Here is a 12,483-nt window from a genome sequence, read left to right on the forward strand (position 1 = left end):
ACGCATGTTCACGTTTTGTGTCAACGAATTTGAGGGCAGGTCAGATCGGCAGGTATTCGACCATTTCCCGGATGTCGCGCGCCGGATCGTGTGGGGCGCGGACCAAAAGCGCGTTGGACTGAGCCAATACGCTGAGAAGGGAACTGTCCTGATCTGCGCAAGCTTCGATACCGGCATCCGTCACCACGGCGCGCATATAATGCTCGCGCGGGCCATTCTCGGGCAAAGGACCACTCAGCCGGGCCGTGCGGAAGGGCGGCAGCACCTGTTCAAGCCCCAGCATCCGGCGCACCATCGGAGCCAGAAACAGATAGCCGCAGACCATGGCGCTGACCGGATTGCCCGGCAACCCGACCATCGCCGCGTTGCCAATACGACCGGCCATCAGGGGTTTCCCGGGGCGCATTCGGATCTTGTAGAAGGATTGCTTCATCCCCAACCCCTGCGAGACGTCCGACACGAGGTCATAATCGCCAACCGACGCCCCGCCGATCGTCACGACCAGATCCGCCCCCTGCGCAAGACCAAAGGCCGTTTCAAGTGACGAAACAGTGTCCCGTGCGATCGGAAGCACGCGCACCACAGCCCCCAATCCTTCGAGCATTGCCTTCAGGCCAAATGTGTTCGATGCAATGATCTGATCCGGGCCGGGTTCTTCCCCGGGCATGACCAACTCATCACCAGTCGAGATGAGGGCGATCACGGGTTTGCGCGACACAGGGACGCGAGGGATGTTCATCGCGGCCATCAAGGCCATATCTTCAGCGCGGATCAATCGCGGGGCCGATATGGACGTGCCAGCCTTGAAATCCACGCCAGCGGGTCGGATGTTCGTTTTGGCGCCGGGTGTGTCCGTGATTGTCAGCAGATCACCGCGGCGGTCCGTATCCTCTTGAATCACAACGAAATCCGCGCCCTCGGGCACAGGGGCGCCGGTATAGATGCGAACGGCCTGTCCGGGGCCTACAGCGCCCTCAAAACGACGCCCGGCCGCTGACTCGCCCACGACTTTGAACATGGCGTGCAGTTCGACCTCGTCAGATTTGACTGCATAGCCATCCATGGAAGAGGCGGCAAAAGGCGGCTGATCCCGCGTGGCCGTGACGTCCCGCGACAGAACGCGCCCTGCGGACTGGGCCAGTGGGACTTCTTCTGTCGGCAATGGCCCCACAAGATCGAACAACAGGGCGCGCGCCTCTTCGACAGTAATCATTTCGCCTCGTAACGCCCTGATTTACCGCCATCTTTGAGCAGAACGCGAATGCCGCCTATCTCCATCGCCTTATCGACGGCCTTGGTCATGTCGTATACGGTCAAGGCGGCTGTCGATACGGCGGTCAGCGCTTCCATCTCAACCCCGGTCTGGCCCGAGGTCTTGACGGTGGCCTGGATCCGAACACCCGGCAGGTCCGGGTCAAGAGTCAGCTCTACGGCCACTTTGGTCACCGGCAAAGGATGACACAGCGGAATGAGGTCCGGCGTCTTCTTTGCGCCCATGATGCCGGCCAAACGGGCAATGCCCAGAACATCGCCTTTCTTGGCGCGACCTTCGGAAATGATTTCAAAGGTTTCCGGCGCCATCCTGATGTGACCTTCGGCAACGGCGATGCGATCCGTCACCTTCTTGTCCGAGACATCGACCATATGTGCCTGACCTTGGGCATCGAAATGGGTCAGTGGCATCACATCACTCCGGGGATCAGCGGGTTTGACAGGATATGGCGTGTTGCCGCTTCAACATCGTCCTGGCGCATCAGGCTTTCTCCGATCAAAAAGCAGCGGGCACCATAGCGTGCAATGTCCTTCAGATCGTCTGGTGTACCCAGTCCGCTTTCGCACACGATGGTGCGATCGGCGGGCACCAGCTTGGACAGGCGGCGCGTCGTGTCGAGCGTTGTCTCGAATGTCTTCAGATTGCGGTTGTTAATACCGATCAGCGGGCTTTTCAGCTGTGCCGCGCGTTCAAGCTCTGCTTCGTCGTGTACTTCGATCAGAACATCCATTCCCCAATCGAATGCAGTGTCTTCCAGTTCAGCCGCCTGATCATCACTGACCGAGGCCATGATGATCAGAATGCAATCCGCCCCCAAGGCGCGTGCTTCGACCACCTGATACGGGTCGTACATGAAATCCTTGCGCAAGGCGGGCAGGGACGTCGCCTCGCGCGCCTGCGTCAGATACTCTTTCTTGCCCTGAAAGCTGGGGGTGTCGGTCAGGACGGACAAACATGTCGCGCCACCATCTTCATAAGCCTTTGCAAGAACGGGCGGGTCGAAATCCGGCCGGATCAGTCCTTTGGACGGGCTGGCCTTCTTGACCTCGGCGATCAGGCCATAGCCTTGCCGCGAGGCGTGTTGCAGCGCATTGGCAAAGCCACGGGGTTCCGAGGCGGACCGGGCCTCACTTTCCAGCGTTTCCAGGGATTTCTGCGCTTTGTCCGCCGCGACTTCTTCCAGTTTGTAGGCTTTGATTCTGTCCAGAACGGTTTCGGTCATGCGGCTTCCTGTGTCTTGGCGGCCAAGGCCGTGATTTTGTTTTTGGCATTGCCACTGTCGATGCTTTCAGCAGCCATGGCCACGCCTTCGCGCAGATCATTTGCCGCTTCGGCGACGACCAGAGCCGCGGCCGAATTCAGCAACACCGCGTCACGATACGCGGACGGGGCGCCATCCAGCAAAGCCCGGAACGCAACGGCGTTTTCCTCGGGCGAGCCACCGATGATGTCCTCGAAAGGATGCACCGGAAGACCTGCGTCTTCGGGGTGCAGTTCGACCTCTTTCACAATCCCGTCTTCCAGAGCGGCAACCCAGCTGATACCGGTGATCGTAAGCTCGTCCGTCCCGTCCGAACCATGCACCAGCCAGGCGCGGTCCGAGCCCAGCAGGCCAAGCGTTTCGGCCATCGGGCGGATCAGGTCGCGGCTGAAGGCGCCGGTCAACTGCCGTTTGACGCCGGCAGGGTTGGTCAGGGGGCCAAGAATATTGAAGATCGTGCGCGTTCCCAGTTCTTGCCGGGACGGCATCACATGGGCGATGGCAGGGTGATGCATAGGCGCCATCATGAAGCCGATTCCAACATCTTTCAGCGCATTTTCAACGACTTGCGGGCCAACCATGACGTTGATGCCCATCTGGCCCAATGCATCCGCTGCGCCGGATTTGGAGCTCAGGTTGCGATTGCCGTGTTTCGCGACCGTGACTCCGGCACCGGCCACGACAAAAGCGGTCGCGGTCGAAATGTTCAGGGTGCCTTTGCCGTCACCGCCGGTGCCGACGATATCCATCGCCCCCTCGGGTGCGTTTACGGCATTGCATTTCGAACGCATCACAGCGGCTGCCGCGGCGTATTCATCGACCGTCTCACCGCGTGTCCGCATGGCCATCAGCAACCCGCCGATCTGGCTGGGCGTGGCTTCGCCATCGAACAGTATGGCAAAGGCTTTTTCGGCCTCGGCACGTGTCAATGGACGATCGGCAGCGGCTCCGATCAGCGGTTTCAGCGCGTCGCTCATGCCGGGACTTTCAGTTCTTGCAGGAAGTTTTTGAGAAGGGCGTGACCGTGCTCGGATGCGATGGATTCCGGATGGAACTGCACACCGTGGATCGGCAATTCCTTGTGCTGCAATCCCATGATCGTGCCGTCGTCCAGCTCGGCCGTGATCTCCAGGCAATCGGGCAGGGTTTCGCGCTCGACCACCAGCGAATGGTAGCGCGTTGCCTCAAAGGGTGAGGGCAGACCGGCAAACAACCCCTTGCCGGTGTGCTTCACCGTGCCCATCTTGCCATGAACGATCTCGTGGCATCGAACCACTTTGCCGCCAAACACCTGGCCTATGGTCTGATGGCCCAGGCAAACCCCCAATAGCGGCGTTTTGGTTTCAGCGGCCGCTTCCGTCAGTGCCAGGCAAATCCCCGCCTGATCCGGGTCGCAGGGGCCGGGGCTCAGCAGAATGCCGGCGGGGTTCATGGCCATCGCTTCCTGCACATCCAGCGCATCATTTCGGCGAATGACCATTTCGGCACCAAGTTCGCCTAAATAATGTACCAAATTGTAGGTAAACGAGTCGTAGTTGTCGATCAGCAGCAGCATTTGGGCACTTATCTTCGCTTGGGCATTTCGGGCTGGCGATGCAGCCCCGGGCCACGGTATAATGTCCGCACATACATGCTCAGGCTTGAGCGGCAGCGTCAAGAGGACATACCGTTTCTGGCGCGTTCAATTGGCCGAGCGCCACACCAGATGGCGCAGAGTTGGACGAGGCAGAGGAAAGAGGCGAAAGGCAGGAAAATGGGCGGATTTTTCGGAGGAATGGTCGCGGGCGCGATCGTTGTTTTGATCTTGGGTGCGGTTGTGTCACTCAAGACGCCGATGGTGAATACCCCGGTTGTTGCAACCGAAGCACCGGCGCCGACGATTTCTGAAACTCCCGAGGCTCCAGCTGAAGTGGCGGACGCCGGATCTGACGCCGATCTGGTGGAACTTGCCCCGCGTGCGCCAGAAGCCGCCGATGACGCAGGCGAGGATCTGGCTGATCTGTCGGGGCTGGAAACTTCAATCGATTCCCAGCCGGTTGTCGGTGCGGCAACGGATGCGCTGAACCAACCGGAAGCGGCAGGTGCAAATGAAGTGTCATTCGTTATCGAAGCGCCCGCCGCCCTGCCAGAGCCAAGTCAGGTTCCCGCAATTCAGCCAGACGATGCGCTGCCTGCCGTCATTGATGAAACACCGGCCCCGCCAGCAGAGCCCGAGAACACCGAGGTGGCCGCGCTTGCGCCCGAGCCAGACCCTCTGCCACGGGCAGCGCCAGAACCGGAGTCAGAGTCGACAGAGGCCGAAGAACAGAACCCCTTTGAAAACAGCCCGATTGCCGTGGAAGGGGATGAAGACACCATGCCTCGGGAACTGCCGCGCATCGCTGCGCTGCCCCAGATCGGGGGTGAGCAGAAAGCAAGTGCCAACTCGATCATCGGAAAACGCGTCGTTCCGCTGACGGAACGGGATGATGAGCCGGTCGTGGAACAGGCCTTGGTTGAGCAGCCGAAATCGACCAAGCCGATCGAGCGTTTTGCGGCAAAGTTCGAAAACCCCGAATCCAAGCCGCTGATGTCCATCATTCTGATTGATGACGAGGGGGCATTCGGGTCCGAGGCGTTGCAGGACTTTCCCTATCCGATCAGCTTTGCCGTGAACCCATCGGATCCAGACGCGGCGGAAAAGATGGCCCGTCATCGCAAGGCCGGGTTCGAGGTGCTGGCCCTGGCGGATCTGCCCGAGGCCGCAAGCGCGCAGGACGCCGAGGTGTCGCTGTCGGTGTGGCTGGATACCCTGCCGGAAACGGTTGGTATTCTGGAAGGTGTGAACAGCGGGATTCAGGGCAATCGCAAACTGGCTGATCAGGTCGCCGCGATTGCTGCGGGAACCGGCCGGGGGCTGATCACGCAGGACAACGGCCTCAACACCGTGCAGAAACTGGCGGCGCGAAACGGAATTCCGTCCAGTGTCGTTTTCCGCGATATCGACGGCGCACGGCAGGATCCCAAAATCATGCGCAGATTCCTGGATCAGGCCGCTTTCCGTGCGGGTCAGGAAGGGACAGTGGTCATGCTGGGGCGCGTGCGTCCCGAGACGATTTCAGCCCTGTTGCTGTGGGGGTTGGAAGATCGGGGCAACCGCGTGGCAATGGCTCCGATCTCGGCCGTCATGATGAAACAGGTGCAGTGACCTGCGCAGAATGCAAAGAAAAGGGGCGGTGATCATCTGATCGGCCGCCTCTGTTTTTTAGCCGTTTCCGTTGCCGGTAAACCGCGCGGCGTCAGCTGCTGCGCGCCGTATGGCGTTGGATTTATGAACAGTTTCCATGAACTCGGCTTCGGGGTCGCTGTCGTAAACAACACCACCCCCAGCTTGGATATAGAGTTTCTGATCCTTCACGATGGCGGTACGCAGGGCGATACACATGTCCATGTCTCCGCCTGCGCTGAAATAGCCGACGCCGCCGCCGTAAACGCCGCGCTTTTCCGGCTCCAGCTCGTCGATGATCTCCATCGCGCGCACTTTTGGCGCGCCCGAAACCGTTCCTGCCGGCATACCCGCAAAAAAGGCGTCCAACGCGTCTTTGTCTTCGGCCAATTCGCCCACAACGTTCGATACGATGTGCATCACGTGGCTGTAGCGTTCGATGATGAACTCTTCTGTCGGACGTACGGTTCCGATCTTTGACACGCGGCCGGTATCGTTGCGACCCAGATCGAGCAGCATCAGATGCTCGGCCAGTTCTTTCTTGTCGGCCAGCAGATCCAGCTCGTTCGCCTTGTCTTCTTCGGGCGTCGCGCCGCGTGGGCGCGTGCCTGCGATGGGGCGAATGGTGACTTCGTTGCCAAAGACACGCACCAGGATTTCGGGGCTTGCGCCCACCACCTGAAAACCGCCGAAGTTGAAATAGAACATGAAAGGTGACGGATTGGTACGCCGCAAGGATCGGTAGAGAGCAAAAGGCGGCAGTGGAAAATCCTGCGTCCAGCGTTGAGCCGGAACAACCTGAAAGATGTCACCCGCGCGGATGTATTCCTTGGCCTTTTCGACCGCCTTCATATAGCCGGACTTGGTGAAGTTCGACACCGGCGGGGCGACCTCGCGCGCGTCGCCTAGATCGCGGGTTTCCGCGGGCATGGCCCGTTCCAGGTCGCGGACCGCATCCATCACACGCTCAGCCGCCTGAGCATAAGCCGCCTTGGCCGATTGACCGTCGCTGGCCCAGACAGGTGAAACCACCGTCACTTCACCCTTGACCCCATCCAGCACCGCAATGACAGACGGGCGCAGCATGATCGCATCAGGCAGACCCAGTGGATCAGGGTTCACATCCGGAAGGTGTTCCACCAACCGAACCATGTCATAGCCCAGATACCCGAACAGCCCGGCCGCGGCCTGTGGCAGGTCATCGGGCAATTCCATGCGGCTTTCGGCAAGAAGCGCCCGCAGGTTGTCCATCGGATTGCCATCTTGGGGCAAGAACGCCTCGGCATCGAAACGGGCCGATCGGTTCAGTTCCGAGGTTTCCCCATGACAGCGCCAAACCAGATCAGGTTTCATGCCGATGATCGAATAGCGGCCACGAACCTCACCGCCTGTCACCGATTCCAGCATGAACGCATCTTTCTGCGCGCCCGTCAGCTTGAGCATCAGTGAAACAGGTGTGTCCAGATCGGCGGCCAGACGCGTATATACAACCTGGTTTTCGCCCGCATCATAGGCGCGCGCGAAGGTTTCGAAATCGGGTGTCAGGGCCATATCGGTCTCGTTTAAAAGCTCGCCTGCACGGCGTTCAACGCCTGTTGATCCAACACGGGGCGCGCCCGGGTCTGGGCATCACGTACGTAGGCGTTGAAAATATTCTGTGCCAAAGCCTGATCCATCTGCGAGCTCAGGGCATCACGCAACTGACGCAGTTCATCCGTATCCGCCGGCGGCAGGATTTCGTCCAGACGCACTATCCAAGCCGCACCATTGCCCGAAACAACGCGCAGCTCGCCCGGTTCCATCGCGAAAACTTCGTTCATGAAATTGGCCGGAACGTCATTCAGAAACGCCGTGCGGGTCAGGGCGTTTTCGACGCGGAAGGGCAGGCCGGTCGCCGCGAAATCACCGTCAGGTGCCAGTTGGTTCAGAATGGCATCCGCCTTTTCGCGCAGGGCTTTGTCGATCTCGGCCTGTTGCCAGGCCTCGGCGACACGGTCGCTCGCGCTCTCCAGCGGTTCCGGGCGACGCGGCAGAACCTCGTCCAGGCGCAGGGCAAAAATTGACCCGTCTTCGAGGAAGGCGATTTCAGGGAAATCCCCTTCCTGAACGGCTTCTGCGGCCGCTCGGAACCCGTCATAGGCCGCAACGCCTTCGTCGCTGTCACGGGTCCAGTCGATCTGGCCCAGTTCCATTTCGGTTTCTTCCGCCAGTTCTTCCAGCGTGGCACCACCCGCCAGCATATCGTTGATATCTTCGGATTGCGCCTCGATCAGACGGCGGGCGCGTTCAGTCGCCAACTCTTCGCGAAGTGCCGGCTCGGCCTCTTCAAATGGAACGTTGTTCGCCGCCAGTGATCCGTTGACGCGGAACAGCGCCGGACCGAACACCGAAGGCAACGGACCCACGACAGTGTCAAGCTCGGCCGCAAATACGGCGTCCGCAGCTTCGCCCAGATCCTCACGCGTCACGTCGCCCAGATCAATGTCGTTCAGTTCCAGATCGCGATCCCGAACCAACTGCTCAAAGGTCGTGCCGCCAACCTCAAGCTGCGCCAAAGCGTCCTTGGCGGCCTGTTCGCTTGGGAAGTTCAGACGTTCGACCAAACGGCGTTCGGGCTGGTTGTATTCGTCGTTTCGTTCTTCATAAAGCTTGCGCAGCGCGTCTTCGTCGATGTCGACCGTGTCCACCAACATTGCAGGCGACAGAATCGCGTAAGTCAGCTGCTTGGTGCGGGGCAGCATGAACTGTTCCCCATTGTCATCATAGAATGCCTGGATCTGCGCGTCCGTTGGTTCGGCCACAGGTGTTTCCAGCGCTTCCGTTCCAACAGTTGCAACCGTAAAGCTGCGCCGTGCGCCGATATAATCGATCATCGTGTCCGTCAGCGTGGCCGGCATTTTCACGCCGCCCATGATTGCGCCCTGTACGATGGTTCTGGCGGATTCCTTGCGCAGATCGGATTCGAATTCGGAATCGGTCATGCCGACCTGTTCCAGCTGAAAGCGATAGGATTCACGGTCAAAAGTTCCGTTGACACCCTGAAATGCCGGGATCGAGATGATCTCTTGCTGAAGGTTCTCATCGCCGATGGAAATCCTAAGCTGACCGACCTCGTTGTCCAGCGCCGCCAAAGCGGTCAGGCGGGCAAGGGCGTTTCGGTCCAGACCCAGGTCGCGGGCTTGCGACATCTGCAAAGGTTGCCCAGACTGTGCCTCTACCGCTCGGATCTCACGCTGCAATTCGCGCACGTACTCATCGACCGAGATGCTTTCGTCGCCGACTGTCGCAACTGTGCGGATCGTACCGCTGAGGTTGACCGCGCCAAATCCCGCAAGGCCCAGCATCAGCAGGCCCATCAGAATCCAGACAAAGGTTTTCGAAAGACTTTTAGCGCCTGCGGCCATGATGCCCTCTTGTTTTTTCGGCAGAGTTCTGCCCTGTCGGTTGCGGCCCTGAATACGACGCACACCGCCGAGGGGCAAGCTTAGAAGGACAGGGCCTGCAACCGGTCGAACAATTGGCCCAGCCCGGCCCGATCCAGATTGGCAAAAGCAATGCGCACCTGCCGTTTTCCAGCCGGGTCATGATCCGGCATGAACATGGTTCCGGGCAACAGCAGCACGCCAGCTTCCTTGACCAGACGGCGCGCCAGCTCGTCGGACGGCATGTCGAACGGATGTTCGAGATAGGCAAAATAGGCGCCAAGCCCCAAAAGCCGCCACCCCCGTGCTTCAAGCGCCGGCATCCCTTCTGCAATGGCTGCGCGGCGGTCAAGAATTTCGTCACGCTCGCCGGCCAGCCATTGCGACAGGTTTTGCATACCCCACAACGCTGCGAACTGGCCGATCTGGCCCGGGCAAATGGCGACCGTATCCAGAAATTTCTCGACCTCGGCCAACAAGGCCGGGCTTGTTGCGATGGCACCCACCCTGTGACCCGTCAGACGATAAGCCTTGGAGAAAGAGTATAGGTGGACAAGCGTTTCGTCCCACCCGGGTTGCTGAAACAGATCATGCGGGGGGCCGCTGCGGCTGTCGAAATCGCGATAGGTTTCATCGACGATCAGGCGGATCCCGGTTTCACGGGCCAGGTTGTAGAAGGCTCTGACAAGTTCGGCAGGGTATTCGACGCCGCCCGGATTGTTGGGCGTGACCAGCGCAATGGCGCGTGTCTTGTCGGTAATCATTCCGCGGGCACGCTCTGGATCGGGCAAAAGATCATCGCCGGTCGGCAGGTCCACGGCCTGTACTCCGGCCATATCCAGCCACATTTTGTGGTTGAAATACCATGGGGTTGGCAGAATGACCTCATCCGCTTCGCCGGTGATCGCCGATATCACGGCCGAAAACGCCTGATTGCAGCCCGAGGTGATGGCGATCCGAGGTGCATCTACCTGCGCCGCATAGTGAGAACTGATCTGCGCCGCCAGTTCGGTGCGCAGATCGTCATTGCCCAATACCGGGCCGTAAAGATGTGCGCTGTCTTCGCGCACAGCAAACTCGGCCATAGCCTGCCGCAAGGCCAGCGGCGGCGGATCGACTGGGGCCGCCTGGCTTACGTTGATCAACGGGCGGTCGGATGGGAAGGCAACGCCCTCGACCCATCGGCGCGCCTCCATCACCGGAGGTGCGAATGTTGCGGCGGTGCGGCTGAGCGTCATGTGCGGTCTACTGTTCAGAAATCAATCGGTGCCGCGATACGGCTCGACATATTGAAGGGCCATATCCCATGGGAAGAAGATCCATGTGTCCTGGCTGACTTCGGTGATGAAGGTATCCACCATCGGGCGGCCCTTTGGTTTGGCGTAAACCGTCGCGAAATGCGCGTTCGGGTACATGTCCCGAACCAGTTCCAACGTCTTTCCGCTGTCGACCAGGTCGTCGATGATCAGAATACCGGTTCCGTCACCCATCAGGTCGGCGTCCGGAGATTTCAGCACCTCTGCCTCACCCTGTTCCTGATGGTGGTATGAACGCACGCTGATCGTATCGACCGTACGGATGTCCAGTTCTCGGCTGACGATCATCGCAGGCGCCATGCCGCCGCGCGTGATCGCGGCAACACCCCGCCAATTGCCATCATCGGGACCTTGCCCGTCAAGACGCCAGGCCAGCGCACGCGAATCGCGATGAATCTGGTCCCAGCTGATATGAAAGCCTTTTTCGTGGGGCAGGCGGTCCTTGGCGCTCATGTTATTAACCTTTTTCAACGTCCGGGGCGTCAACTGCCTTCATGCCGACAATGTGATACCCCGAATCCACATGCAGATTCTCACCTGTGACACCGCTGGACAGATCCGACAACAGGTACAGCGCCGAGTTGCCGACGTCATCGATCGTCACGTTGCGGCGCAGGGGCGAGTTATATTCGTTCCACTTCATGATATAGCGGAAATCGCCGATGCCGCTGGCGGCCAGCGTCTTGATCGGGCCGGCCGAGATCGAGTTTACGCGGATGCCATCCTTGCCCAGATCCTCAGCCAGGTATTTGACCGACGCCTCCAGCGCGGCCTTGGCGACGCCCATGACATTATAATGCGGCATGACCTGCTCGGCGCCGTAGTAGGTCAGGGTCACAGCGCTGCCGCCCTCGGACATCATCTTTTCGGCACGCTGCATCACGGCTGTGAAGGAATATACCGACACATCCATCGTCAGTTTGAAGTTCGCGCGGCTGGTGTCGACATAGCGACCGCGCAACTCGTTCTTGTCAGAAAAGCCGATGGCGTGGGCGATGAAGTCCAGCTTGCCCCATTTCTCTTCCAGAGCTGCAAAGAGCGCGTCGATGGATGCTTCGTCACTGACGTCGCAGGGCAGAACGATTTCGCTGCCCAATTGCGCCGCCAGCGGGTCGACGCGCTTTTTCAAAGCCTCGCCCTGATAGGAAAAGGCCAGCTCGGCCCCGGCATTCGACAAGGCGCGGGCGATTCCCCATGCGATTGATTTGTCATTGGCCAGTCCCATGATGAGGCCGCGTTTGCCGGCCATCAACTGATTTGACATGTTCGGTTCTCCGCCTGTCTTCGCGTTATGTTGAGTTGGTTTATGCCATTGGTTGCGTTGCATCAAGGCCGTGCGCTCTTGCCCGCAGCGAGTTCTCGCCTTAGGTTCGACGTTAATACTTTCCAGGGGATGGAAATGACCGAGCGTGATGGCATCTTTGCTGGCTCCGATCCGTTTGAAATAGCGGCCCGGTGGCTTGCCGAGGCTGAAGAAACCGAATTGAACGACCCGAATGCGATTGCGCTAGCAACCGTTGATCCGTATGGCTTGCCAAATGCACGCATGGTGTTGCTCAAGGAAATCGAAGCGGACTCGTTTGTTTTTTATACGAACTACGAAAGCGCCAAGGCCAAGGAACTGGATGCCGCCGGAAAAGCTGCATTTGTGATGCATTGGAAATCTTTGCGGCGTCAACTTCGTGTTCGTGGTACAATACGTCGTGAAAATGGGCCCCAGGCAGATGAGTATTATGCATCAAGGTCATTGAAAAGCCGACTGGGCGCGTGGGCTTCAAAGCAGTCGCAACCGCTTTCAAGCCGGGCAGCTTTGATGGCAGAGGTCGCGAAAGTGACGGCGAAACTTGGGCCAAATCCACCGCGTCCGCCGTTTTGGGGCGGGTACAGATTGACGCCCACCGAGATTGAGTTCTGGGCCGATGGAGCATTCCGCTTGCATGACCGGTTCAGATGGCAACGAATTGAGCCGGGATCGGCATGGCATGTTGAAAGGTTGAATCCATGAC

12 protein-coding genes are annotated in these 12,483 nt (G+C 59.4%); 2 read left to right on the top strand and 10 right to left on the bottom strand.

Translation table 11 applies throughout. The features are described from left to right. Positions 1 to 40 precede the first annotated feature (40 nt). Genes glp through GOW04_RS03595 form a run of 5 tightly spaced genes read right to left on the bottom strand, consistent with a single transcriptional unit; the run spans position 41 to position 4,089 of the window. Positions 41 to 1,213 (bottom strand): gephyrin-like molybdotransferase Glp, encoded by a 1,173-nt coding sequence (gene glp / locus GOW04_RS03575; RefSeq protein ID WP_171231569.1) that lies wholly within the window; start codon positions 1,211 to 1,213, stop codon positions 41 to 43. Next, positions 1,210 to 1,683, bottom strand: a complete 474-nt coding sequence (gene moaC, locus GOW04_RS03580) for a cyclic pyranopterin monophosphate synthase MoaC (RefSeq protein WP_171231570.1) — start codon at positions 1,681 to 1,683, stop codon at positions 1,210 to 1,212. The genes glp and moaC overlap by 4 nt, the downstream gene beginning before the upstream one ends. Next, a complete protein-coding gene (trpC, locus tag GOW04_RS03585) occupies positions 1,683 to 2,495 on the bottom strand; it encodes an indole-3-glycerol phosphate synthase TrpC (protein WP_152458096.1) in 813 nt (270 codons plus the stop codon). The genes moaC and trpC overlap by 1 nt, the downstream gene beginning before the upstream one ends. Continuing rightward, positions 2,492 to 3,511 (bottom strand): anthranilate phosphoribosyltransferase, encoded by a 1,020-nt coding sequence (gene trpD / locus GOW04_RS03590; RefSeq protein ID WP_171228257.1) that lies wholly within the window; start codon positions 3,509 to 3,511, stop codon positions 2,492 to 2,494. The genes trpC and trpD overlap by 4 nt, the downstream gene beginning before the upstream one ends. Beyond that, positions 3,508 to 4,089 carry an aminodeoxychorismate/anthranilate synthase component II gene (locus GOW04_RS03595; RefSeq protein ID WP_152458094.1) on the bottom strand — a complete coding sequence of 194 codons (582 nt, stop codon included), beginning with the start codon at positions 4,087 to 4,089 and terminating at the stop codon, positions 3,508 to 3,510. Before GOW04_RS03595 ends, trpD begins: the two co-directional genes overlap by 4 nt. 198 nt (positions 4,090 to 4,287) lie before the next feature. On the opposite strand from GOW04_RS03595, the gene GOW04_RS03600 reads away from it, so the two are divergent. Then, complete coding sequence (locus GOW04_RS03600; RefSeq protein ID WP_171231571.1) at positions 4,288 to 5,721, top strand: polysaccharide deacteylase family 2 protein; 1,434 nt, start codon at positions 4,288 to 4,290, stop codon at positions 5,719 to 5,721. Positions 5,722 to 5,778: 57 nt separating this feature from the next. On the opposite strand, the gene trpE is transcribed toward GOW04_RS03600, so the two are convergent. The 5 genes from trpE to fabI all read right to left on the bottom strand — a co-directional run bounded on the left by trpE (position 5,779) and on the right by fabI (position 11,741). Further along, a complete protein-coding gene (gene trpE, locus GOW04_RS03605; RefSeq protein WP_171231572.1) occupies positions 5,779 to 7,290 on the bottom strand; it encodes an anthranilate synthase component I in 1,512 nt (503 codons plus the stop codon). An 11-nt stretch (positions 7,291 to 7,301) separates the two neighbouring features. Further along, entirely contained in the window at positions 7,302 to 9,143 is a 1,842-nt protein-coding gene (locus GOW04_RS03610; protein ID WP_171231573.1) for a peptidylprolyl isomerase, read from the bottom strand. A gap of 80 nt (positions 9,144 to 9,223) precedes the next feature. Further along, entirely contained in the window at positions 9,224 to 10,399 is a 1,176-nt protein-coding gene (locus GOW04_RS03615) for an aminotransferase (RefSeq protein ID WP_171231574.1), read from the bottom strand. Positions 10,400 to 10,420: 21 nt separating this feature from the next. Beyond that, positions 10,421 to 10,930 carry a xanthine phosphoribosyltransferase gene (gene gpt / locus GOW04_RS03620; RefSeq protein ID WP_171231575.1) on the bottom strand — a complete coding sequence of 170 codons (510 nt, stop codon included), beginning with the start codon at positions 10,928 to 10,930 and terminating at the stop codon, positions 10,421 to 10,423. 4 nt (positions 10,931 to 10,934) lie between these two features. Further along, positions 10,935 to 11,741, bottom strand: coding sequence for an enoyl-ACP reductase FabI (fabI, locus tag GOW04_RS03625; protein ID WP_152458088.1), 807 nt, complete (start codon positions 11,739 to 11,741; stop codon positions 10,935 to 10,937). Between the two features lie 135 nt (positions 11,742 to 11,876). Here fabI and pdxH point away from each other — a divergent pair, with 135 nt between their 5' ends. Then, positions 11,877 to 12,482 (top strand): pyridoxamine 5'-phosphate oxidase, encoded by a 606-nt coding sequence (gene pdxH / locus GOW04_RS03630; RefSeq protein WP_171232037.1) that lies wholly within the window; start codon positions 11,877 to 11,879, stop codon positions 12,480 to 12,482. Position 12,483 lies beyond the last annotated feature (1 nt).

It is taken from the genome of Ruegeria sp. HKCCA4812, assembly GCF_013034245.1.
In the GTDB taxonomy this organism is placed as follows: Bacteria; Pseudomonadota; Alphaproteobacteria; order Rhodobacterales; family Rhodobacteraceae; genus Ruegeria.